Origin of the sequence: Paraburkholderia suaedae (assembly GCF_040812055.1) — a bacterium.
Classification (GTDB): Bacteria; Pseudomonadota; Gammaproteobacteria; order Burkholderiales; family Burkholderiaceae; genus Paraburkholderia.
Map to the genome: position 1 here is coordinate 34,426 of NZ_JBFOAH010000027.1, position 23,409 is coordinate 57,834.

Annotated in this window: 20 protein-coding genes; 8 read left to right on the forward strand and 12 right to left on the reverse strand. The window is 64.4% G+C overall.

Translation table 11 applies throughout. The annotated features are described in order from the left end of the window. The first annotated feature begins 253 nt into the window (after nucleotides 1-253). From ABQJ48_RS29170 to ABQJ48_RS29180, 3 genes are all read left to right on the forward strand, one after another. Nucleotides 254-496 (forward strand): DUF3311 domain-containing protein, encoded by a 243-nt coding sequence (locus ABQJ48_RS29170; RefSeq protein ID WP_367841428.1) that lies wholly within the window; start codon nucleotides 254-256, stop codon nucleotides 494-496. Further along, nucleotides 493-2,043 carry a monocarboxylate uptake permease MctP gene (gene mctP, locus ABQJ48_RS29175; protein ID WP_367841429.1) on the forward strand — a complete coding sequence of 517 codons (1,551 nt, stop codon included), beginning with the start codon at nucleotides 493-495 and terminating at the stop codon, nucleotides 2,041-2,043. The genes ABQJ48_RS29170 and mctP overlap by 4 nt, the downstream gene beginning before the upstream one ends. Nucleotides 2,044-2,347: 304 nt before the next feature. Further along, the gene (locus ABQJ48_RS29180) at nucleotides 2,348-3,472 is read left to right on the forward strand and encodes an FUSC family protein (RefSeq protein WP_367841430.1); all 1,125 of its coding nucleotides are present in this window, start codon (nucleotides 2,348-2,350) and stop codon (nucleotides 3,470-3,472) included. A 128-nt stretch (nucleotides 3,473-3,600) separates the two neighbouring features. Here the strand turns inward: ABQJ48_RS29180 and ABQJ48_RS29185 are convergent, their stop codons facing one another. The 5 genes from ABQJ48_RS29185 to ABQJ48_RS29205 all read right to left on the reverse strand — a co-directional run bounded on the left by ABQJ48_RS29185 (nucleotide 3,601) and on the right by ABQJ48_RS29205 (nucleotide 8,571). Continuing rightward, nucleotides 3,601-3,825 carry a VOC family protein gene (locus ABQJ48_RS29185; RefSeq protein ID WP_473094207.1) on the reverse strand — a complete coding sequence of 75 codons (225 nt, stop codon included), beginning with the start codon at nucleotides 3,823-3,825 and terminating at the stop codon, nucleotides 3,601-3,603. A 57-nt stretch (nucleotides 3,826-3,882) separates the two neighbouring features. Beyond that, entirely contained in the window at nucleotides 3,883-4,836 is a 954-nt protein-coding gene (tal, locus tag ABQJ48_RS29190) for a transaldolase (RefSeq protein WP_367841431.1), read from the reverse strand. 343 nt (nucleotides 4,837-5,179) lie between these two features. Continuing rightward, the gene (locus ABQJ48_RS29195; RefSeq protein WP_367841432.1) at nucleotides 5,180-6,400 is read right to left on the reverse strand and encodes a benzoate/H(+) symporter BenE family transporter; all 1,221 of its coding nucleotides are present in this window, start codon (nucleotides 6,398-6,400) and stop codon (nucleotides 5,180-5,182) included. A 40-nt stretch (nucleotides 6,401-6,440) separates the two neighbouring features. After that, complete coding sequence (locus tag ABQJ48_RS29200) at nucleotides 6,441-7,616, reverse strand: vWA domain-containing protein (protein ID WP_367841433.1); 1,176 nt, start codon at nucleotides 7,614-7,616, stop codon at nucleotides 6,441-6,443. Between the two features lie 112 nt (nucleotides 7,617-7,728). Beyond that, the gene (locus tag ABQJ48_RS29205) at nucleotides 7,729-8,571 is read right to left on the reverse strand and encodes an AAA family ATPase (protein WP_367841434.1); all 843 of its coding nucleotides are present in this window, start codon (nucleotides 8,569-8,571) and stop codon (nucleotides 7,729-7,731) included. A gap of 485 nt (nucleotides 8,572-9,056) precedes the next feature. On the opposite strand from ABQJ48_RS29205, the gene ABQJ48_RS29210 reads away from it, so the two are divergent. Together ABQJ48_RS29210 and ABQJ48_RS29215 are read left to right on the forward strand one after the other, a co-directional pair. Continuing rightward, nucleotides 9,057-9,422, forward strand: a complete 366-nt coding sequence (locus ABQJ48_RS29210; protein WP_367841435.1) for a c-type cytochrome — start codon at nucleotides 9,057-9,059, stop codon at nucleotides 9,420-9,422. A 47-nt stretch (nucleotides 9,423-9,469) separates the two neighbouring features. Further along, nucleotides 9,470-9,853 (forward strand): c-type cytochrome, encoded by a 384-nt coding sequence (locus tag ABQJ48_RS29215; protein WP_367841436.1) that lies wholly within the window; start codon nucleotides 9,470-9,472, stop codon nucleotides 9,851-9,853. Nucleotides 9,854-9,992: 139 nt separating this feature from the next. Here ABQJ48_RS29215 and ABQJ48_RS29220 read toward each other — a convergent pair whose 3' ends face one another. The 3 genes from ABQJ48_RS29220 to rsxB form a co-directional block, all read right to left on the reverse strand. After that, nucleotides 9,993-10,427 carry a DUF1841 family protein gene (locus ABQJ48_RS29220; protein ID WP_367841437.1) on the reverse strand — a complete coding sequence of 145 codons (435 nt, stop codon included), beginning with the start codon at nucleotides 10,425-10,427 and terminating at the stop codon, nucleotides 9,993-9,995. A gap of 91 nt (nucleotides 10,428-10,518) precedes the next feature. Beyond that, complete coding sequence (gene nth / locus ABQJ48_RS29225) at nucleotides 10,519-11,163, reverse strand: endonuclease III (protein ID WP_367841438.1); 645 nt, start codon at nucleotides 11,161-11,163, stop codon at nucleotides 10,519-10,521. A gap of 39 nt (nucleotides 11,164-11,202) precedes the next feature. Continuing rightward, nucleotides 11,203-12,048, reverse strand: coding sequence for an electron transport complex subunit RsxB (gene rsxB / locus ABQJ48_RS29230; protein WP_367841492.1), 846 nt, complete (start codon nucleotides 12,046-12,048; stop codon nucleotides 11,203-11,205). Nucleotides 12,049-12,277: 229 nt separating this feature from the next. On the opposite strand from rsxB, the gene ABQJ48_RS29235 reads away from it, so the two are divergent. Next, nucleotides 12,278-12,910: a TetR/AcrR family transcriptional regulator gene (locus ABQJ48_RS29235; protein ID WP_367841439.1), complete on the forward strand. Its 633-nt coding sequence runs from the start codon at nucleotides 12,278-12,280 to the stop codon at nucleotides 12,908-12,910. Between the two features lie 143 nt (nucleotides 12,911-13,053). On the opposite strand, the gene ABQJ48_RS29240 is transcribed toward ABQJ48_RS29235, so the two are convergent. Both ABQJ48_RS29240 and ABQJ48_RS29245 read right to left on the reverse strand, forming a co-directional pair. After that, nucleotides 13,054-14,331 carry a polyhydroxyalkanoate depolymerase gene (locus tag ABQJ48_RS29240; protein ID WP_367841440.1) on the reverse strand — a complete coding sequence of 426 codons (1,278 nt, stop codon included), beginning with the start codon at nucleotides 14,329-14,331 and terminating at the stop codon, nucleotides 13,054-13,056. A gap of 180 nt (nucleotides 14,332-14,511) precedes the next feature. Next, on the reverse strand, nucleotides 14,512-16,392 hold the full coding sequence (locus ABQJ48_RS29245; protein WP_367841441.1) for a glycoside hydrolase family 15 protein: 1,881 nt from the start codon (nucleotides 16,390-16,392) through the stop codon (nucleotides 14,512-14,514). Between the two features lie 229 nt (nucleotides 16,393-16,621). On the opposite strand from ABQJ48_RS29245, the gene ABQJ48_RS29250 reads away from it, so the two are divergent. Next, complete coding sequence (locus ABQJ48_RS29250; RefSeq protein WP_367841493.1) at nucleotides 16,622-16,867, forward strand: hypothetical protein; 246 nt, start codon at nucleotides 16,622-16,624, stop codon at nucleotides 16,865-16,867. A 331-nt stretch (nucleotides 16,868-17,198) separates the two neighbouring features. On the opposite strand, the gene ABQJ48_RS29255 is transcribed toward ABQJ48_RS29250, so the two are convergent. Then, nucleotides 17,199-17,351, reverse strand: a complete 153-nt coding sequence (locus ABQJ48_RS29255; RefSeq protein WP_168793077.1) for a DUF3096 domain-containing protein — start codon at nucleotides 17,349-17,351, stop codon at nucleotides 17,199-17,201. A gap of 226 nt (nucleotides 17,352-17,577) precedes the next feature. Here ABQJ48_RS29255 and ABQJ48_RS29260 point away from each other — a divergent pair, with 226 nt between their 5' ends. Next, nucleotides 17,578-18,849, forward strand: coding sequence for a lactonase family protein (locus ABQJ48_RS29260; protein ID WP_473094208.1), 1,272 nt, complete (start codon nucleotides 17,578-17,580; stop codon nucleotides 18,847-18,849). 150 nt (nucleotides 18,850-18,999) lie between these two features. Here ABQJ48_RS29260 and ABQJ48_RS29265 read toward each other — a convergent pair whose 3' ends face one another. Further along, a complete protein-coding gene (locus ABQJ48_RS29265; protein WP_367841443.1) occupies nucleotides 19,000-23,121 on the reverse strand; it encodes an FtsK/SpoIIIE family DNA translocase in 4,122 nt (1,373 codons plus the stop codon). Nucleotides 23,122-23,409: the final 288 nt, after the last annotated feature.

Below are 23,409 nucleotides of genomic sequence, written 5' to 3' on the forward strand. Positions count from 1 at the left end.
CGAACTCGCCCGGCACGGAACGCCTGCCGCCGTCGCACTCGGCGCAACGCCCGCGCGTCGTGTTCGAGCAGGCTTCATTCCTGCGCGGGCCGCGCCAACGCACCGTTTCGCCTCGGGTCGTCCCTGCTTGACCGCGCATTGGCTGCTCCTATACTCTTTCGGAGCTTTCGGGGTGCCCGGGGCCACCCGCCGCGGGAACCACCTCCCGTCAACCACGGGCTCAACAATTCAAAAATAGGAAAGAGGAGACGTCATGGATCACGACGCCGACATGAACAAGGCCAGCAAGCACTGGCTCTGGTTGCTGGTGCTGCCCTGGATCGCGATGATCTGGGTGCCTTCGTACAACAAGGTCGAACCGCAGTTGTTCGACTTCCCATTCTTTTACTGGTATCAGCTGCTGTGGGTGCTGATCAGTGCGGTTATCACGGCACTCGTGTACTTCAAGACCCGATCGCGCTACACGGGCCGTTCGCAAGGGGGCGCGCAGTCATGAACGCCATTGCGACTTTCGTCTTCGTTCTGTTTTTTATCGGCGTCACGGTTCTCGGCTTCGTCGCGGCCCATTGGCGGCGCGGCAATCTTGCCCATCTGGAAGAGTGGGGTCTCGGCGGCCGGCGCTTCGGCACCATCGTCACATGGTTCCTGCTGGGCGGCGACCTGTATACCGCGTACACCTTCGTCGCCGTGCCGGCGCTGGTGTTCGGTGCGGGCGCAACCGGTTTCTTCGCACTGCCGTATACGATCCTCATCTATCCGTTCGCGTTCGTCGTGTTCCCGAAACTGTGGAGCATCGCCAAGCGTCACGGCTATGTGACCTCGGCGGACTTCGTGTCGGCCCGCTATGGCAGCCGCATGCTGGCGCTCGCGATCGCCGTGACCGGCATCGTCGCGACCATGCCGTACATCGCGCTGCAACTGGTCGGTATCGAAGTGGTGATCGGCGCGCTCGGCTTCGACACGACCGGCTTCGTCGGCGATCTGCCGTTGATCATCGCGTTCGCCATTCTGGCCGCGTACACCTACACGTCGGGCCTGCGCGCGCCGGCGATGATCGCCGTGGTCAAGGACATCCTGATCTACGTCACGATCTTCGCCGCGATCATCGTGATTCCGCCGCAACTGGGCGGCTTCGGCCACATTTTCAGCGTGGTGCCGCCGGCCAAGCTGCTACTCAAGTCGCCTGACGTGTCGAGTCTGAACGGCTACAGTGCCTACGCGACGCTGGCGGTCGGCTCGGCGCTGGCGCTGTTCCTGTATCCACACTCGATCACCGCGGTGCTGTCGTCGAAGTCGGGCAACACGATCCGCCGCAACATGGCTCTGCTGCCGGCCTATTCGCTGGTGCTCGGCCTGCTCGCGCTGCTCGGTTTCATGGCGCTCGCGGCCGGCGTGAAGGACATGCCGGAATTCGTGCCGTACTTCAAGGCATTCGGGCCGAACTTCGCAGTGCCGGCACTGTTCCTGCACTTCTTCCCGTCGTGGTTCGTCGGCGTGGCATTTGCGGCAATCGGTATCGGCGCGCTGGTACCGGCGGCGATCATGTCGATCGCGGCGGCGAACCTGTACACGCGCAACGTGCACAAGGAGTTCGTCAACCGCAACATGACGCACGAGCAGGAGACCAACGTCGCGAAGCTGGTCTCGCTGATCGTCAAGGTGGGCGCGGTCGCGTTCATTCTCGGTCTGCCGCTCACTTATGCGATCCAGTTGCAGTTGCTGGGCGGCATCTGGATCATCCAGACGCTGCCGGCCATCGTGCTGGGTCTGTACACGCGCGTGCTCGACTATCGCGGCCTGCTGGCCGGCTGGGCGGCCGGCATCGCCACCGGCACGTGGATGGCCGTTTCGCTCAAGCTCGCCAGCTCGATCTTCACGATCCACCTGTTCGGCATGGCGATTCCGGGCTATGCGGCCGTATGGTCGCTGATCGTGAACCTGGTGGTGTCCGTGGTAGTGAGCCTGCTGGTGCGCGCATTCGGCATGCAGCGCGCCGAAGATCGCACCCGTCCGGAAGATTATCTGGACGTGGTCGAAAGCTGATCTGCCGGCTTCGCGCCGTCCGGCCTCGTCCGGAACGGTGCGTCGACGGACACGGCGCCCGCAGACGAAAGTCTGCGGGCGTTTGTCTTTGGCGGGCAATCAGGGCAGGATAGCGGAACCGGACTTCCACGCGTCGTCCATGGGCCTTCGTGGGCCTGGATGGGTCCTTCAGCAGATCCTTCATCGTGTCCTTCGCTGGGGCCTTCATTTGGTTCTTCCGGGTCCTTAGGATCCTTCGGGATCGTTTGGGGTCGTTTAAGGGTCGTTCCTGTCCTTTCGGGTCCTTCTGGATCACCACGCCGCCATGGCTTCTGCCGAATCCGATACCGCGATGCCCCGCCGTTCTGCGCTCGGCCGGATGATCCGCGCGGTGAGCTCGCCTTACTACCGCTACCGCTACGCAACGGTGCTGCACAGCCTGCGCGTGGGCCTCGCGATGCTGGTCTCGATTCTCGCGACTACCGGCATCGACATTCCGCATGGCATCTGGTCGTCAGTGACGCTGCTGGTGGTGATCGGCGGCTTGCAGCATCACGGCAATATCCGCAAGAAGGCCGCCGAGCGCGCGGTGGGAACGCTGCTCGGAGCGTCGATCGGGCTGTTGCTGATCCTGCAGCAGAACCTGATCGGCTCGCTGCCGCTCACCTATGTGCTGATGGCAATCGTTGCGTCGATCTGCGCGTGGTTCGCGATTGGCTCGTCCGGCTACGTCGGGCTGCTGACGGCGATCACGATGTGCATCGTCGCCGGACATGGCGACAACCTGATCGATGTCGGACTCTGGCGCACGCTGAACGTGCTGATCGGCATCGTGATCGCGCTGGCGTTTTCGTTCGCGCTGCCGTTGCACGCGACCTATTCGTGGCGTTACGGGCTCGCGGCCAATCTGCGCGAATGCGCGTCCCTCTACGCGCGTCTGCTGGAGGGGGAGACCATCAGCGAAGAGGAACAGGTCGGGCGTTTCCTGCAAATCAACAAGCGGCTGGTGCAGTTGCGCTCGCTGATGCCGTCGGTGGCAAAGGAAATCGACGTGCCGCAGGCGAAGCTCGAAGAGATCCAGCGGCTGCATCGCTCGGTGCTCAGCGCGCTGGAGTTGCTGGCGACCGGTCCGCTGAGGCATGCGGACGACCGAGCCCGCGCGCTGTACGCGCAGCAATGCGGCGTGGAGGTCCGCGCGGTGCGGGCGACGCTACTCGCGATAGCCCGTGCCCTGCGCTTCGGGCACGCGACGCACTTCGGCATCCCGGCCGCGTCGCTGCTGGTGCAGGCGCACGCGGCCCCGGCGCTGCGGCTGCCGAGCGATTTGCAAGGGCCGTACTGGCTCGGCCAGCGGCTCGCGGAGCAGGTAGAGCGGTTGCGCGCGCTATTGCTGGAGACCGAGTCGAACTGGAATATCGAGCGGCCCGCGAGCGTGGCGCGCAAGGGGTAGCCGGGGCGCGCGACAGGGCGATGTCTCCGATTGCGGCCCGTGCACTGCAGGTCGCCGGGGCCGGGTGTCGGCGGTGCGATGCCGTGAGGCGCGGCGTTGCCGCGCGCGCTGCTGCGCGGCCGCTCCACCTAAGCGTTCGAAGCCTCTGGCGGCAGCGTCACCCTCCCCATCAGCACGAAGCGATCCACCACTATTCCCAAACCCTTGCTGCAGAAGGTCGCCTGGAAGGGCAACGTCAGCTGGCCGCCCTCGGCTAGCGCGTTGAAGTATCTTTGGCCGGACGCGCTGTCCTCGGCCGTCAGCGACAGGTTTGAAGAAACGAAGCGCATGAACGGCAAGCGGCCATGAACCATGGGGTCCAGGGCCGCTTGTCCGTCCGGCCGTGTGAGTCACGCGGCCGGAAGCCGTGCTTAGCGCAGCGATTCGATCAGCTTTTCCAGCTTGATCGCGTCCGCGGCAAACGTGCGGATGCCTTCGGCGAGTTTTTCGGTCGCCATCGCTTCGTCGTTGACGAGGAAACGGAACGACGCTTCGTCGACCGGCACGCGCTCGACGTTTGCATTGCCAGCCGACTCCGGCGAGAGCTTGCGCTCGACCTTGTCAGTACTGTCCTGCAACTTTTGAAGCAGATCGGGGCTGATGGTCAAGAGGTCGCAGCCGGCGAGTTCCAGAATCTGACCGGGCGTGCGGAAGCTTGCGCCCATCACCTCCGTCTTGTAGCCGAATTTCTTGTAGTAGGTATAAATGCGGCGCACGGATTGGACGCCCGGGTCGTTGGCGCCCCCGTCTTTCGCTTCGTCCCACGCGCTGCCGGCGTTCTTCTTGTACCAGTCGTAGATGCGGCCGACAAACGGCGAGATCAGTTGCGCGCCCGCTTCGGCGGCGGCCGCGGCCTGCGCGAGCGAGAACAGCAGCGTCATGTTGCAGCGGATGCCTTCCTTCTGCAGCACTTCGGCCGCGCGGATGCCCTCCCACGTCGAAGCGAGCTTGATCAGCACGCGCTCGGGGCCGATGCCGTGCTCCTTGTAGAGCGCGATGAGTTCGCGGCCCTTGGCGATCGAGCCCTCCACGTTGAACGACAGGCGCGCGTCGACTTCGGTCGACACGCGGCCCGGAATGATCTTGAGGATTTCAGTGCCGAAGGCGATCAGCAACTGGTCGATGACCGCGCCGACCGGCTTGCTCGCATTCGCTTTCACGGTCTTTTCGAGCAGCGGCCGGTAATCGTCTTTCTGCACGGCTTTGAGAATCAGCGACGGATTGGTGGTCGCGTCCTGCGGCTTGTACTGGGCAAGCTGCTGGAAGTCGCCCGTATCGGCGACGACGGTGGTGTATTGCTTGAGTTGATCGAGTGCGGTTGTCATGTTCAGGCCTTCAGGGCGCGTGCGCGCCGTGGTTCAGGAGAAATGAGGACGCCGCCGGGCTGACAGGACGACATCAGCGCCGGTGGCCGCGGGTCACGCCGCAGCGCCGCGCCCATGCGGCCGGGCGACACTGCCGGATACTTCTATTCTATGGCGGATCGCCTGATCCGGTATCGACAGTTGACCCATGTGATCCGTTCAACGGGATTCCGGGCAACGACGATGCGCGTTGCGGATTGTCACCAGCCGTTCTGGTCACGCCGCTTAGTGGCGAGCGCGTGACCGCTGGGCCGTCCACACGAGGCCGGTGGCGTCCGCCGTCGACCGTTTTCGCTCTGGCTCATCACGCGCGTCGCGCGTTCAGCACCAGTTGCGTCAGCATGCCCGCCACCAGCCCCCAGAATGCGGGGCCAATCGACAGCAGCGTCAGCCCGGATGCGGTCACCATGAAAGTTACCAACGCCGCCTCGCGCTGCTTGACGTCCTGCATCGCGTTGGCGAGGCCGCTCATGATCGAGGCGAATAGCGCCAACGCCGCGACCGAGACCACCAGCGCCTTCGGCAGCGCCGCGAACAAGGCCGCGATAGTCGCGCCGAACACGCCCGCGAGCAGATAGAAAATGCCGCCCCAGACCGCGGCGGTGTAGCGCTTGTCGCGGTTTGGGTGCGCTTCGGGGCCGGTGCAGATCGCCGCCGTGATCGCCGCAAGATTGATGCCGTGCGAGCCGAACGGCGCAAGCAGCAGCGACGCGATACCGGTCGTGGAAATCAGCGGCGCGGATGGCGTGGTGTAGCCGTCCGCGCGCAGCACGGCGATGCCCGGCACGTTCTGCGACGCCATCGCGACGACGAACAGCGGAATTCCGATGCTCACGCTGGCCGCCACCGAGAACGCCGGCATCGTGAACACCGGGTGCGCAAGCGCGACGCGAAAGTGGCTGAAATCGAGCAGACCGAGCGCGGCAGCGGCGCCCGTGCCGACGATCAGCGTCGTCACGATCGCGTAGCGCGGCGCGAGGCGTTTGACGATCAGATAGGTGAAGAACATCGTCAGCACCAGCGCGGTCTGGAACTGCGCGGCGCGGAAGATCTCGATGCCTATCTCGAACAGAATGCCTGCCAGCAAGGCCGACGCGATACCGGCAGGGATCTTCTTCATCAGCGTATCGAACCAGCCGGTCAGGCCGACCACGGTCAACAGCACCGCGCACACGATAAACGCGCCGATTGCTTCGGCATAGGCCACGTGCGGTAGCGACGACACCAGCAGCGCCGCGCCCGGCGTCGACCACGCGATCACGATGGGCGCGCGAAAGCGCAGCGACAGACCGATCGTGCAGACGGCCATGCCGATCGACAGCGCCCAGATCCACGACGAAATCTGCGCACTGCTCAGATGCGCGGCCTGACCCGCCTGAAACATCAGCACGAGCGAGCTGGTGTAGCCGGTCATCATCGCGACAAAGCCGGCGACGATGGTGGACAGCGACGTGTCGGCGATCGGATTGAGCCGCCTGGGCGGTGTGGCGGCCGGGGACAACTGGGGCGAGGAAGGACAACTCATTCAGAGGCTTTCTAATGGTCGAGGGGAATGCTTGACGGCGTCATTTGCTCAACATGCGCATCGCGGTCTCCAGCCCGGCGAGCGTGAGCGGATACATACGGTGTCCGAGCACTTCGCGAATCGCGCTGACCGATTGCCGGTATGCCCACAAGCCTTCCGGTTCCGGATTGAGCCACGCGTGATGCGGGAAGTGATCCGCGAGACGGCGCAGCCACACCGCGCCGGCTTCCGCATTGTTGTATTCGACCGAGCCGCCCGGCTGCAGCACTTCGTAAGGGCTCATGGTCGCGTCGCCGACGAAGATCAGCTTGTAGTCGGATGCGAACTTGTGCATCACGTCCCAGGTCGGCATGCGTTCGGCGTGACGGCGGCGATTGTTCTTCCACAGGAAGTCGTACACGCAGTTGTGAAAGTAATAAAACTCCAGATGCTTGAACTCGGCCTTGGCCGCGGAGAACAGCTCTTCCGTGCGCTTGATGTGATCGTCCATCGATCCGCCCACGTCGAGCAGCATCAGCACTTTCACCTTGTTGTGCCGCTCGGGCACCATCTTCAGGTCGAGCCAGCCGGCGTTCGCGGCGGTGCTGCGGATTGTGTCGGGAAGGTCCAGCTCTTCGGCGGCGCCTTCGCGCGCGAAGCGCCGCAGGCGGCGCAGCGCGACCTTGATGTTGCGCGTGCCGATTTCCACCTGGTCGTCGTAGTCGCGATACGCGCGCGCTTCCCACACCTTCACGGCGGTGCGGTTGCCCGCGGCGTCCCCGCCGATGCGCACGCCTTCCGGGTTGTAGCCGCCGTTGCCGAACGGCGAGGTGCCGCCGGTGCCGATCCATTTGCTGCCGCCTTCGTGACGGCCCTTCTGTTCATCGAACAGTTCCTTCAGGCGCTCCATCAGCTTGTCGAGGCCGCCCATCGCTTCGATCTGCGCTTTTTCTTCCGGCGACAGCTCGCGCTGCAGTTTCTTCTTCAGCCAGTCGAGCGGTACGTCGAACGCCATTTCGGAGGCGACCGCGACACCGTTGAAATACGCGCCGAACGCCTGGTCGAACTTGTCGAAATACTGTTCGTCCTTGACGAGCGTGATGCGCGCCAGATAGTAGAACTCGTCGAGCGACGGCGCAATCACGTTGGCCTTGAGCGCTTCGAGCAGCGTCAGATATTCCTTCACCGACACCGGCAATTTGGCGGCGCGCAGCGAGTAGAAGAAGTCGATCAGCATGCAGTGCCTCATGCAAGATAGTTGCGGCGACAACGCGTGATGCGTGCGGCGCGCTGAACGGTGGCGGGCCGTGATCGTGCCAGGCGCCGCGCAGCAGTCGCTAACGGGTCGCTCAGCGATTGTTGCGGTTCATGAAGATGAGCCGCTCGAACAGGCTCACGTCCTGCTCGTTCTTCAGCAGCGCACCGTGCAGCGGCGGAATGATCTGCTTCTGGTCCGACGAGCGCAGCGCTTCGGGCGGAATGTCTTCGGCGAGCAGTAGCTTGAGCCAGTCGAGCAGTTCCGAGGTGGACGGCTTCTTCTTCAGCCCCGCGACGTTGCGCAGTTCGAAAAAGCTCTGCATCGCCGCCGCGAGCAGTTCCTTCTTGATGCCGGGGTAGTGCACCTCGACGATCTGCTGCATGGTGAGCGGATCGGGGAATCTGATGTAATGGAAAAAGCAGCGGCGCAGAAACGCGTCGGGCAACTCCTTCTCGTTGTTCGACGTGATGATCACGAGCGGGCGCTGTTTCGCGCGCACCAGCTCGTGCGTCTCGTACACGTAGAACTCCATGCGGTCGAGTTCGCGCAGCAGGTCGTTCGGGAATTCGATATCGGCCTTGTCGATCTCGTCGATCAGCAGCACGGTCTGCTCGTCCGACTCGAACGCCTGCCACAGCACGCCCTTGACGATGTAATTGCGGATTTCCTTGACGCGCTCGTCGCCGAGCTGCGAATCGCGCAGCCGCGACACGGCGTCGTATTCGTACAGACCCTGCTGGGCCTTGGTGGTGGACTTGATATGCCACTGCAGCAGCGGCATGCCGAGCGCGGCGGCGACCTCTTCGGCGAGCATGGTCTTGCCCGTGCCCGGTTCGCCCTTGATCAGCAAGGGACGCTTGAGTGTCATCGCGGCGTTGACCGCGAGCTTGAGGTCGTCGGTGGCGACGTACTGCGATGAGCCTTCGAAACGCATGGCGAGGTGCTCGAGTTCGGGGAAAAACCCAGTATAAGTCAGAAGGCCTGTTGGCCTGAAACGGGCTCGCGTAGGGTGTGAGCCCGGTGCGGCCAGAGTTGCCGCACCGCGAGCGCGGGTCATTAAGCGCGTCGTATGGCGTAGGTTGAGCGGCGGGTGTGGCCGTTTGGTGGTCGGGCCGTATGGCCGGCGCCGGTTCCCGCCGCGCTCGCCGCGTCGAATGCGAGTCCGGCTGGAGTCCGGCCCGGCGCACTGAGCGCGCCTGCATCGGACACGTGTCCCTCTGCGGACAGGCGGCAGTGGAGCGCCGCCGCCGGCGCTGTGCCGTGCGCGGGCGGCCCGCTGCCGCGCGCGGTGGACGTTCGGCGCGGCGTCGCGGTACAATTAGCCCGATTTTTTTGGCCTGCGTGGCTACCCTATAAGAAGAACGGCGCGGGCCGTTGCCTTTTTTGGGCGCCCGTTCCCCTCAAGCCAGGTTACCTGCTATGAATAAATTCGTCGGCAAACATGTCGTGATCGCAGCGCTGTCGGTGCTCGGGGGCTTTTCGGCCGCTGCGCAGGCGGATGTCGTCGGCAACGCCAAGGCGGGCCAGGACAAGGTCGCGATGTGTATTGGCTGCCACGGTATTCCGGAGTACCGCACCGCTTATCCCGAGGTCTATCGCGTGCCCAAGCTCGGCGGCCAGAATCAGCTGTACCTGGAAAATGCCCTGCGCGGCTACAAGAAGGGCGACCGCCATTTCGCTACGATGCATGCCGTTGCCGTCTCGCTGTCGGACCAGGACATCGCCGACATCGCTGCCTACTACGCGGCGCAGAATTCCTCTTCGAAAAGCAATCCCGACAAGTGATCGGCGTCGGTCACACGGCTACCCATATTCGCGGGATAGGAGCATTCATGATTAAGCCCCAACAGGCACTCCACACGGTGTTCAAGGCTGCATGCGCGTCGGCGGCAGTGATTGGTCTGGTTGCAGCGAACGTCGCGCATGCCGCCGACGCGGGCAACGGCAAAGTGCTGGCCGACAGCCACAATTGCGCGGCCTGTCACGGCGTGAATCTGAACAAGCCGGTGAGCCCGGAATATCCGAAGCTCGCCGGTCAGTACTCCGATTACATCTACTGGGCGCTGCGCCAGTATCAGATGGGGGTCGGCAACCCGCACCTCGGCCGCAACAACCCGATCATGCAGGCGCAGGTGCAAAGTCTGTCACAAAGTGACATGAAGGACATCGCGGCTTACGTCGAATCGCTCAACGGTGACCTGGTGCAGAAGAAGTAAGCACGCCGCACGTGGATCGAAGTGAAGAACACCCTGCTTTGGCAGGGTGTTTTTTTTGGGGCGGCCCGCTTGGCGCGATGCCGAATGCGGACGCTCCGCCAAGGCGCGGTGCGCTTGCGGGCGACTCGCGGCTCAATGCTCAATCGCGCGTCGCACGCCGTTCGATCCGCTGCAAATACGCATCCGTGTCCGGTGGCGTGCCGGTGCGCTGCGCTTCCCAGATGGTTTCGCCCAGGCAGTCCATGATCGCGTGCTGCGCTTCGTGCGTCGAGCCGAGGCGAGCGGCAAGCCGCTCGTGCGCTGCGCGAATGCCGGGCGGCTGGTCGATCGACAACTGTTCGCTGATCGCCAGATGCATCGACAGATGCAGGAACGGATTGGTCTGCCCGCGCTCGGGCGAGTAGTCCTGCGCTTGCGCGGCGTCGGTGTCGCTCAGGTCGGCATGATATTCGGGATGCTCGACGATCCAGTCGGCGGCGATCGCCTCGAGCGGCGTCAGAATTTCACCTTGACGCTGTTTGCGCCAGGTGTCGGTGAAAAAAAGACGAACGTCGTCGCGGCTGGGATTGAACATCGTGGAACCGGTGCGTGGAAGGGACGTGGAGCCGAACGCTCAGGCCAGCATTTTACGCTGGCCCCGCGCGGCCTGCTGGTGGCCGGCGCGCTCAGAGATCAGGCGGCGGGGTCTTTGGCCGGAATTCGCACAGCGGCTCGATCACGCAATGCCAGCACTCGGGCCGGCGCGCCTTGCAGACATAGCGGCCGTGCAGAATCAGCCAGTGGTGCGCATCGTGCCTGAATTCGGCGGGCGTGAATTTCTCCAGCGCTGTTTCGACCGCGCGGACGTCCTTGCCGGGCGCGAGTCCGGTTCGATTGGCAACCCGAAAGATGTGCGTGTCCACCGCGATGGTCGGGTGACCGAAGGCCGTGTTCAGGATCACGTTGGCCGTCTTGCGGCCGACCCCCGGCAGGCTTTCGAGCGCTTCGCGATTCTCGGGCACCTCGCCGCCGTACTGGTCGAGCAGAATGCGGCAAGTCGCGATGACGTTCTTCGCCTTGGTCCGGTACAGGCCGATCGTCTTGATGTAGCTGGCCACGCCTTCTTCGCCCAGTTCCAACATCTGCTGCGGCGTGTTCGCCACCGGGAACAGCTTGCGCATTGCCTTGTTTACCGACACGTCGGTGGCCTGCGCGGACAACAGCACGGCGATCAGCAGTTCGAACGGTGTCGTGTACTCGAGCTCGGTCGTCGGATGCGGGTTCAGACTCCGGAGCGTTTCGAAGATGGCGCGGCGTTTGTTCGCGTTCATACCGGGCGTGCGGGTGAGTGCCGTTGCGTTCGTTGGTTGCTAGCGACGCGATGACGAACTGTCGTTGTCGTCGGTGCCCAGTCCGAGGCGGCGGCGGCGCGCTTCGGCGGCGTCGATCTGCGCCTGCACGTCGGCGCTTACGCGCTCGGTGTTCAAAGGCCCCTGGCCTTTGGCGGCCAACTCTTCTTTCTTCTTGCGAGCGCGTTCGAGCGCGGCCTGGATGATCGCGCGCTTCCTGGCTTCGGCATCTCCCGATGCTTCGGCAGCTTCGGTTGCGGGCGCACCTGCCGCCGGCGCTGCCGTGCGGCTCGCCGCAACGGCACTGCCGCCGACCGCTCTGCGCGCCGCAGCGCGCGCTTCGGCGGCATCGCGCTCGCGCGCGAGGCGCGCTTCGCGCCGGTCATGGCGCTCGCGCGCGGCGTCGGCCTGGCTCTGGCTCCATGCATCCCAGCCGCTTGCTTCGCCGCTGACGGCCTGCATCGAAATGCAGTCGACAGGACATGGCGGCACGCACAGATCGCAGCCGGTGCACAGCTCGGCGATCACCGTGTGCATCTGTTTCGGTGCACCAACTATTGCATCGACCGGACATGCCTGAATGCAGAGCGTGCAGCCGATGCATACCCGTTCGTCGATAACCGCCAAAGGACGCGGCCGTTCGACGCCGTTGGCGGAATTCAGCGGAATCACCGGTTTGCCGAGCAGCGCGGCGAGGCGCGCGATGCCTTCGGCACCGCCGGGCGGACACTGGTTGTAATTGGCTTCGCCCTTCGCGACGGCTTCGGCATACGGACGGCATGCGGGATAGCCGCACTTCGTGCATTGCGTTTGGGGTAGCAGATCTTCGATGCGATCCGCCAGCATTTCGATGTCTGTCTCGGTCACCACGTGGGGGCTTGCCTTACGGCCGCACAGCTTGAACTAAATAGCACATTATCGCCGATTTCCCCGATTGCCATCCGTAATCCATGTGCCATAATCGAAGCGCTTTTTCGAAAGACCGCAGAAAAGGGTGTCCCCCAACCTGGCGCGCCCGTTCAACGCTGTCGGTGCAAGGCCCAGGAGAGGCCGGCGGCGCGATCCGGATAACGCGGCTCACGAAGACGATGCCACCATGAATCAGCCGAAAATCAAAAGAGATCCTGAAGGCACGAGGCGCCGCATTCTGCTTGCGGCGGCCGAAGAGTTCGCAAATGGTGGGCTATTCGGCGCGCGCGTCGATCAGATCGCCCGTCGCGCGGAAACCAATGAACGCATGCTGTACTACTACTTCGGTAGCAAGGAGCAGCTATTCACTGCAGTGCTCGAACATGCGTTCAGCGCGCTCAACGAAGCCGAGCGCACGCTCGAATTGAATGGCATCGCGCCGATCGAGGCCGTTACGCGTCTTGCGCATTTTGTTTGGGATTACTACCGCGATCATCCCGAACTGCTGCGTCTGATCAACAACGAGAACTTGCATGAAGCGCGCTATATGCGTAAGTCCACGCGCATCCGCGAAATGATCTCGCCGATCGTCGCCACGCTGGGCGCGATACTGGAACGTGGGCAGCGCGCGGGGCTGTTTCGCTCCAATGTCGATCCATTGCGGTTTTACGTGACGCTCTCGGGAATGGGTTACTACATCGTATCGAACCGTTTCACGCTCGAAGCGACGCTCGGCCGCGATTTCAGCGGCGCCGCCGAACGCAGTGAAGTGATTCAGATGAATACTGAACTGCTGCTCGCGTATCTGCTGCGCAAGTAGTCGGCCCGCGGGCGCGGTGCAAACTGGCGCCGCTCACCGCCGCATCCAGCCCACCCGACACACCAGTCACGAATCTTAAACAGCAACGGCCTCCAAAGAGGCCGTTGTTGCGAACTTGCTTGTGCGCGTGCGGTTCAATCAGATCAGGCTTCGGCCTTTTCCTTCACCACCTTGGGCGCCTTGTTGTACTCGAGAATGAAGTCGCGCAGTTGCGGATAAATGATGGTGCGCCAGCGCCGCCCAGAGAAAATGCCATAGTGGCCGCATTTTTCCGCGGTGAAGTGGCGCTTGTTCTTCTCTGGAATGCCGGTGCACAGTCCGTGCGCCGCAAAGGTCTGGCCGTCGCCGGAGATGTCGTCGAGTTCGCCTTCAATCGTGAACAGCGCGGTGTGCCTGATGTCCTGCGGCTTCACCCGCTCGCCGGCAACGTCCCACGTGCCTTCGGCCAGACGGAACTCCTGGAACACCACGCGGATCGTGTCGAGGTAATAGTCCGCGTCCATGTCGAGCACCGCGTTGTACTCGTCATAGAAACGGCGATGCGCTTCGGCATCTTCTTCGTCGCCGCGCAGCAGGCTCTGGTAGAAGTCCCAATGCGAGGCCGCGTGACGCTCCGGATTCATGGCGACAAAACCGGTGTGCTGCAAAAAGCCCGGGTACACCTTGCGGCCCACGCCCGGATAGTTCGGCGGGACCGTGAAGATCACGTTGTTCTCGAACCAGCCGTACGAGTGCTGCGTGGCGAGCGAGTTGACCGAGGTCGGGCTCTTGCGCGCGTCGATCGGGCCGCCCATCATCGTCATGGTGCGCGGCGTGTCCTCGCCGCGGCTCGCCAGCAGCGAAATGGCGGCGAGCACCGGCACCGTGGGCTGGCATACCGAAATCACATGCAGATTCTTCGCACCGATGTGGCGGATGAATTCCTGGATGTACCTTACGTAGTCGTCCAGACCGAACGGGCCCGCTTCGAGCGGCACCATGCGCGCATCGATCCAGTCGGTCAGGTAGACCTTGTGGTCCTGCAACAACGTTCGCACGGTGTCGCGCAGCAGCGTGGCGTGGTGTCCCGACAACGGTGCGCACACCAGCACGACCGGCTCGTCTTTCAATTGGGTAACAGCGTCGCTGTCGTCGGCGAAGCGCTTGAAGCGCATCAGACGGCAAAACGGCTTTTCGATAATGGTCTGTTCGATGATCGGAATGTTATGACCATCTTTGACGATCTGATGCAGATTGAACTCGGGCTTTTCGTAATCTTTGCCGAGCCGGTAGAGCAGTTCATAACCGGCTGACAGGCGCGTGGCGCCCGGCACGTAGGCCAATGGGCTGGCGGGATTCGCGAACGATTTCGACGCGGCCTGGGCCCAGGCGGTAAGAGGGCTCAACATCGCCCGCTGGAATTCGTGCAGTTGATAGAGCATGGGTGCTCCGTTTTAAGCGGTTCGCATGGGGCTTCGCAAACACGCATGAGGCGTTGCGGCGGGCCGTTCTGGTTGTTGACACATGGGTTGTCGGCCGACAGTCTAATCGATCATATCGAACAAAGGGCATTTGTGCAATGCAACAATTTTCGCGCGAGCCGCGCGAAAATTGTTATTCAATCATGCTATTGGCGATGTTGCCGCGCCGCTATCTGGAGATGTCTCAGCCTTAAGTTCCGCCGACCGGCTGCCGACATGGGCCGGATGGCCGATTGCCTGCGCCATCGCCTGTTCGTGCTTCATCAGGTTCAGGCCGGTGTGCACCAGCGCCACATGCGAGAACGCTTGCGGAAAATTGCCGACCAGACGCTTGTCGAGCGGATCATACTCTTCAGACAGCAGGCCGACGTCATTGCAGAGCCCAAGCAGCCGCTCGTACATCGCAACCGCTTCACCGATGCGGCCTTGCAACGCCAGGTTGTCCACCATCCAGAACGAGCACGCGAGGAACGTCCCTTCGCCGGGGGGCAGGCCGTCGTCGTATTCGGTGGTGCGATAGCGCATCACGAAGCCGTCGTGCATCAAGCCTTTTTCGATCGCCTCCACCGTGCCTTTGATGCGCGGGTCGCGCGGCGGCAGGAAGCCGAGCAGGGGCAGCAGCAGTACGCTCGCGTCGAGCTGGTCGCTGCCGTAGTACTGCGAGAACGCATCGAGCTCCGGATTCCACGCCTTCTCGCAGACTTCGGCGTGAATCTTGTCGCGGACCGCGCGCCAGTCGTCGAGCGGGCCGTCGAGCTTGAACATCTCGGCCGAGCGGATCGCGCGATCGAACGCGACCCATGCCATCACCTTGGAGAACGTGAAATGCTGGCGGCCGCCGCGGGTTTCCCAGATGCCTTCGTCGGGCTCCTGCCAGATCGTTTCGAGGTGGCGCAGCAGCGCGCACTGCACGTTCCAGGCGGTCTCGTCCGCCTGCAGGCCCCCCACGCGCGCCAGATGCAGCGCATTCATCACTTCGCCATAAACGTCGAGCTGACGCTGACCGACTGCGTTATTGCCGATGCGCACCGGCTTCGCGCCTTGATAACCCGGCAGCCAGTCGATTTCGAATTCCGGCAGCCGCCGCTCGCCGGCAATCCCATACATGATCTGCAATTGCTCCGGCGCGCCTGCCATCACGCGGCCTAGCCAGCTGCGCCATGCCCGGGCTTCGTCGTAGTAGCCGCCGCGCATCATTGCGAGCAGCGTGATGGTGGCGTCGCGCAGCCAGCAGTAGCGGTAGTCCCAGTTGCGGGTGCCGCCGAGCTGTTCCGGCAGCGACGTCGTGGGCGCCGCGACGATGCCGCCGGTCGGCTCGTAGGCGAGCGCGCGCAGCGTGATCAGCGAGCGGCGGATCGGCCCGGCCCATCGGCCTTCGACCGTGCCGCGCGCCGACCATTCGAGCCAGTGGTTTTCGGTGCGCGCAAGCGCGGTGTGTGGATCGCGCGCGGGCGGAATGCGCAGGTGCGACGGCGCATAGGCGAGCGAAAACGGCACCCGCTCGCCTTCGCTGACCGTGAATTCGGCGAGGGTCTTCATGTTCTCGCCGCGCAGCTCGACCGGCGTGCGCAGCACGGCGTTGTCCGGCCCGACGATCGCCTTGATGCCGCTATCGTGCTTCAACCGGTCGACCCACGGAATCGAGAAGCCGTAGTCGAAGCGCAGCACCAGTTCCATTTTCATGCGCACGGTGCCGCGCTTGCCGACGACCATGCGCACCACCTCCGACCAGCCATTGCCCGGCGGCATGAAGTCGATCAGCGTGACGGCGCCCTCGGGCGTCTCGAATTCGGTTTCGAGAATCAGGGTTTCGCCGCGATAGCGGCGCGTGACGGTGGGCGGGGTGTCGGAGGCGGGCGCGATCAGCCAGCGGCCATTGTCGGGCGTGCCCAGCAAGGCCGCGAAGCAGGCGCCGGAATCGAAACGCGGCCAGCAGAGCCAGTCGAGCGAACCTTCACGCGAGATGAGCGCGGCCGTGTGGCCGTCGCCGATAAGTGCATAGTCTTCGATGAGTGCGGGCATGGCGAACGTGTCACTGATGACGCGCGGCGCAGGCCGCCGCGCTGGAGTCGTGGTTATTTCCGGACTCGCGGGTTGCGCTTTGGTTCATGCGCAATGAGGCAAAACGCGAGTTGGTAATCTGTCAAACGAATGCCTACAATCAAAATTCCGGCCGATCCCTGAAGCCTTGCGAATTGCCAGCCGGCCTTGCCCATGGCGCATGCACACGCCGTTTCCGAGGACGAAAGCCATGCTGAACCCTTCGAAATCCGATTGCATCACGATTCTATCGGCCGCCAGCGAACTTGCTGGCGATTCCATGCTGCCGCTCGATCCACACCGGCTGGGGCTGAGCTACAACGGGTTGATGACCGCCACGGCTTTCCTCGTCGAACGGGATTGCTTCCGGCGTTATCAGGAAGGTGACGGCCATTATGCCGTCGGCGCGCTGTCGTTGCAGGGCCGGCTGCGGCTCGAACAGTTGTCGCAAGGCTGAGTGCTGCTGCGGCACCGGGGGCCGGCATGGCGCCTGGTCGTTGGCGAATCGCCGGAGGCGAGCCTGCGGTGTCGCTGCATCGAGCGGCGCTGCTTCCTGCTTCTTCCTGCTTTTTCCTATTGGACAGTACGTTCCCGCGCTGCCGCACATGTGCGCGCATGCATGGCCGCGCATGCAGGGCCATTTGCGCTTACGCGTAGTCCGTGCGTTTGCGTGCATTGGCGTTCGCGTCGTCTCGCCACCATCTTGCCGCTGCAAATCTGAGTGAGCCGGGCCTGCGTTGCGCCCGGCCTTGCCTGCATCACTGTCTGAGCGGGCCCCGCGCGTCCGCTCAGAAGTGGGTCGACCCCACGCCGAAGATTCCAATGATGCCAATGATGATCAGATAGAGCGCAACGATGTAGTTCAACAGGCGCGGCATGATGAGAATCAGAATACCGGCGATCAGAGAGACCAGCGGGCCCAGGCTGAGTGTGACGTTCATGAAGACTCCGTAGTGTGAAACGCGTCAGACGCGATTGAAGAGACGTCCCGCGATCCGGGGACGATAGTTACCGATGCGCGGCCGATGCCGGTAGCCGGATTGGCTGCATGATGCTGTGTAACGCTTTTATACTTGCCTCGATAAGAACAACGTACGACGCACCGCGCGGCAGACCAAAGACGCCTTTACAACCGCTTCGACTCAATGACCGATGTCAGGAGGTTCTATGCTTCGTCGTCGCCGGGCCGCCGTGCGTGCCGTTTCGACATCTGCTTCGGGTACTTTTCCCTCTGCACTTCGTGGCACCGCCCGCTCGATCATAAAAGGTTTCCTGCTCATGGTATCGATTGTTGCTTCGCATGCGCATGCGCAAGACTCAGGCCCGGTTCCCGCAGACGGCGTCTACGACATGCTGGTCGGCACGTACACCGCCGGCAAGAGCGAGGGCATTTATGTCTATCGGTTCGACACGAAGACGGGCGCGGCCACGCGCGTGTCGGTGGCGCAGACGGTCAATCCGTCGTTCCTCGTGGTGAGCCGCGACCGCCGCTTCGTCTATGCGGTCAATGAATTGCCCGGTGACAACGGTCCGGCCACGCAGCGCGGTGGCGTCAGTGCATTTCGCTTCGACGCCGGGCAGGGGCAACTGACGTTTCTCAACAAGGTGTCCTCGGACGGCAATGATCCGTGCTACCTGAGCTTCTCGCCGGACGAAAAGTATTTGCTGACGGCCAACTACTCGGTGGCGGCGGACCCCGGCGGCAGCTTCGCCGTCTTTCCGTTGCAGGGCGACGGCCAGCTCGGCACGTCCGTGCTCACCGTGCATCACGAGGGCGGCGGTCCGGTCAAGGGACGTCAGGACGATTCGCACGTCCACTCCACGGTGTTCTCGCGCGATGGGCGCTATCTGTTCGCGCAGGACCTCGGCGCCGACAAGCTGTACGCGTACCGCTACACGCCGGGCGACAGCCAGGCCCCGCTCACGCCGACCGACTGGGGTTACGCGCAGCAGAAGGCGGGTACGGGTCCGCGCCATCTGGTTTTCGGCAGCGACGGCAAGCACGCGTATCTGACGAGTGAGCTCGCCGGCACCGTCAGCACGTTCGACTATCACGACGGCAAGCTCACGGAGGTGCAAGCGCTGTCGCTGTCCGAGCCGGGGTTCAAGGGCGCGGTCGGCGCGGCGGCAATTCACATGTCGCCGGACGGGCGCTTCCTGTACGCGTCCAATCGCGGCGATGCGAACGAGATCGTGATCTTCTCGGTCGATCCCGCCAATGGGCGTCTGAAGAAGATCGGGCGTCAATCGAGTCTCGGCAAGTCGCCGCGCGAATTCGCAATCGACCCGAGCGGCAACTGGTTGATCGTCGGCAATCAGAACAGCGATACGGTCTACGTGTTCAAGCGCGATCAGCAAAGCGGCCTGCTCGATCCGACGCCGAGGCAGCATTTCGAACTTGGCTCGCCGGTGGATTTCAAGCTGGTGTCGCCGTCTTGATGTAATGGCTCGGTGCGCGCGAGCCGAACGCCTTGTTGAACGAATAGGCGGGCCGCTTCCAACGGAGCGGCCCATCTTTTGACTGTAGCGGGTGCGGCGCTGGCGGTGGCGGACTCGCCGCCTTGTTGCGGGGCGAGAACGGCGCGCCGGCTATTCCGCCGGTCCAGGCGCGAGCACTTCACGGCTGCCGTTGATGCTCATCGCCGACACGAGCCCGGCGGTCTCCATCTGCTCCACCAGACGCGCCGCGCGGTTATAGCCGATGCGCAACTGCCGCTGCACCGACGAAATCGACGCGCGCCGCGTGCGCACCACGAAGGCGACGGCTTCGTCGTAGAGCGGGTCGGCTTCCGCATCCGGCGATTCGCCGAACAGGTCCTGCGCCGCGCCCGCTTCGGTGGCCGGGCCGTCGAGAATGCCTTCCTCGTATTGCGGTTCGCCGAACTGCTTCAGGTATTCGACGATCCGATGCACTTCCTCGTCGGCGACGAACGCGCCGTGCACCCGTTGCGGGTAGCCCGTGCCCGGCGGCAGGAATAGCATGTCGCCCTGGCCGAGCAGCGACTCGGCGCCCATCTGATCGAGAATCGTGCGCGAGTCGATCTTCGAGGACACCTGGAACGCGACGCGCGTCGGAATATTCGCCTTGATGAGCCCGGTGATCACGTCGACCGAAGGCCGCTGCGTCGCGAGAATCAGGTGAATGCCCGCCGCGCGCGCCTTCTGCGCGAGCCGCGCGATCAGCTCTTCGATCTTCTTGCCCGCCACCATCATCAGGTCCGCGAGTTCGTCGATCACGACCACGATCAGCGGCAGCGGAGCAAGCGGCTCCGGCGCCTCGGGCGTGAGCGAGAACGGGTTGCCGAGCTTCTTGCCCTTCGCTTCCGTGTCGCGGATCTTCTGGTTGAAGCCGGCGAGATTGCGCACGCCGACCGCCGACATCAAGCGGTAGCGCTTCTCCATTTCGCCGACACACCAGTTCAGTGCGTTGGCCGCGAGCTTCATGTCGGTGACGACCGGCGCAAGCAGATGCGGAATGCCTTCGTAGACCGAAAGCTCCAGCATCTTCGGGTCGATCATGATGAGGCGCACTTCTTCGGGCGTTGCCTTATAGAGCAGCGAGCAGATCATTGCGTTGATCGCCACCGACTTGCCCGAGCCGGTCGTGCCCGCGACCAGCATGTGCGGCGCCTTCGCCAGATCGGCGACGACCGGATGGCCGGTGATGTCCTTGCCCATCGCCAGTGTCAATTGCGAGTGCGAGTTCTGATAGACGCTGGCTTCGAGGATTTCCGACAGACGGATCGTCTGGCGCTTCGCGTTCGGCAATTCGAGCCCCATGCAGGTCTTGCCGGGAATCGTCTCGACGACGCGGATCGACGTAAGGCCGAGCCCGCGCGACAGGTCTTTCATCAAGCCGACGATCTGACTGCCGCGCACGCCGAGCGCCGGCTCCACTTCAAAGCGCGTGATGACTGGGCCGGCCGACGCGCCGACCACCGTGACCGGCACTTTGAATTCCTGCAGCCGCTGCTCGATCAACAGGCCGGTTTCGATGAGCTTTTCTTCGGAGACGGGTTCGACGTCGGTGTCCGCGGGAGCGAGCAGATCGAGCGTCGGCAGTTCGACCATCGACGCGGCGGGAGCATGGAACTCAAAGCCGTTCACCGGCGAGTGGCCGCGCAGCGGCGCGCGCTCGGTGAGGGGTTCGGTAAAGGGTTCGGCGGCGAATTGTGGGACGTGTGGGGTAAGCGTCGCGCTCGCAGCTTGGGCGATGGCGGAGCTTGCCGGCGTGATCGGGTCGATGGGCGGATGGGCAAAGGGAGCGTCGGCGATAGCCGGCTCTTCAGCGCTGATGGCTGCTTGCATATCGGCCGATGTCTCTAGCCCGGTCGCGCTCGCGGTTTGTAACGGCGGTGTGCCGTCCGATCGCGCCAACGCATGATCCGGCGTGAGCGTCTCGGTCTCGGCGACCGGCGCTGTGCTCGGCGATGCTGCCGTGCCATGCGGTGCTTGCGTCGCGGTCACTGGCTGCCAGGGCGCTAGCGCCTGATCGATCACGAGTTTGGCGACGGGTGGGGTCGGCGGCTCTGTCGGTGCAGCGGCGAAGGGCGGGAGCGGCTCAGGAATCGGCGCGGCTTCTGCGATGTGCGCGAGCGCCGCGGCAGCCGATGAGTCGACGCGCGACGGTGCTTGGGAGCCGGCTAGCGGTCGAACGGGCTCGGCGTTTGTCTGCTGGTGGCTGGCGATCGTTGCGGACGATCGTGCCGAATCGTCAATGGACGTTGGGTCGTGTTCGTCGGCTTGCTCGTCGCCCGCGCGCAATGGGGTCGCGAAATGCTGGGAAGGCTTTAGCGTGGAAGGTGGGGATGCCGGTGGGGCAGACTCCGCAGGTACAGCCGTAGCCGGCGCAGCCGCATCCCCAGCCGGTGCAGACGCGGCATGTGCAGCCGTGGACGGTGGAGCCGCAGACGCGGGATGTGCGGCTAGGGCAGGCGCAGCTAGGGCAGGCGCAGTTGAAGCAGACGCAGACGTGGTGGGGCCTGAGACGGCAGATGCAGCCACAGCCGGTGCCGCCGCATCCGCGTCCAACGTCGCCTCACCCACAGCCGGTGCCGCCGTACTGGAAGCAGCCGCAGATACGGCGGACACGGCAGACGCAGAGGCAGCGGGCGCAGTCACAGCAGACGCCGATACCACAGGAGCATCTCCCGACGGATGTCCCGAGGCGCGCTCGACGACCTCGCCCAACGAGTCATGCACACTCGTCGGCGACCCCGTCCCAACCGGTTCCGCACTCGCGGCATCCCCGGCCGGTTTCTCGACGTCAAACGATTGCGCGGCATTCGCCGCAGCCGCCCCCTTTCCACCTTCCGCGCCGCTGCTGCGCGCCAGGCTCACGCCGGCCAGATCGGTCCAGCGCGCGGCGTTTTCCGCAATGCTGCGAAGCGTTTCCTCGACGCTGGCTGGCGGTGCGGCCTTCTGCGCGGTCGGTATCGGCCGGGTGAAAGCCGGGGCAGGCCGAAACGAATCGGGCGTCGGAGAGACTGCTGGCGGAGTCCGCGCCGCCGCAAACGGTTGACGAGGCTGCGCGGTTCGGCCGAGCGGAGCGGCCGCGCCAGCCGAGCCCGTCGGCGTCGGCGGACGACTCGCGCTGCCGGCCGTGGCATTGGGCCTCGCGTCCGAAGCCGCGCCGCTACCGCCGCCAGCAGGCGCGCCGGACACCGTGCGCGCTGCCGCCCCGGCGTAACCCGCTTTGCCCGCCGCTCCCGCAACACCCGACGCAGCAGCGGCCGCACCAGCCACAGCAGCCCGGCCTAAGCCCGCACCCAACGATTCGGCGGAACTTTGCTCACGGGCCGAACGCCGGCCGACCGGCAATGCGGGATCGCGAGGCACGTCGCCTGACACACCCGAAGCACCTGCAGCGTCCATGCGTCCCGCGGCGCCCACACGCGGCGCGCTCTCGCGCAACCATCCCTTTGGCCCGACCGGCTCCACCGGCACGAACGGACGCTTGTCCGCATTCGACGCCAACGCCTGCCCTGGGGCGAGGCGCGGCGATACGACAGTACCGGTGCGCAAAACAGGCTCGATCTTCGTCGCCTGCCTGCGCGCGGCTGGCGCGCCGGCACGCCAGCCCGACGTGCCGCTGCGCGCCGGCGCATCTTTACCCAACACCACGCCCGGCGCAGCGGCAGCGGCACCCGCACCGGCACCCGCACCGGCACCCACACCCGCACCCGCACTGCGCGCGCTCGCCGGGGGTCGCCACACGGTCGGCCGCGCATAGCGCCCATTGCTTTTCGGCGCCATCGTGTTGGTGGCCGGCGATACGTGCGAAGGCAAGCCATCATCGACGCTGCGATGACGGCGCGCTTGCTCATCGCGCCTCGCGAGGCCACGCGAGAAGCCCAGACCGAACGCGCCGTCCGCCCAGGCGGCAAAATCGCGCCAGCGGAAATCGATCAGCCAGGGCAGGCTCAAAAGGAGCAGCGCGAGCGCCGCGAGCGGCGTGCCGACATGCCCGAGCAGATGGCCGAAGCCCGCGGCCAGCGCATGGCCGAGGCCATTGACGCCGTCGATGCCGAGCAGCGACGCCTCGAGCGTGCAGCTCGCCACGAGCACGCAGAGGAAGCCCAGCCACAGCCGGATCGTGCCGGGCCCACGCAAGCCTGCGCCGCCTGGCAGCACCGACTTCACGAGGCGCCACAGAAGAGGGATGAACCAGACGGCCGACCCGCCGAACCAGCCGAAAACTACCGTGTGCATACTAGACATCAACGAATGGTGGACGCGCCAAAGCGCAATCCGTCGAGTTTAACCGGCACAGCCCGAGGCTTCGACGGCCGACGCAAGTAGGCTTGCGTCTCATGGAAAAGCGGCCCGGCGCGCGGCCCGCTATCGGTGTAAAGCATGGGTTGGCGGCGCGGCCAGCGCAATTCGCGCAGACCGTCTCGAAGGCGGCCGCCCGCCCTCGACGATGCGTCGGACGGTTCACCCGCCGCCGCGCTACGACGCATTCATCCACAGCAGACGACAGGCTGCAAACCGGCCATC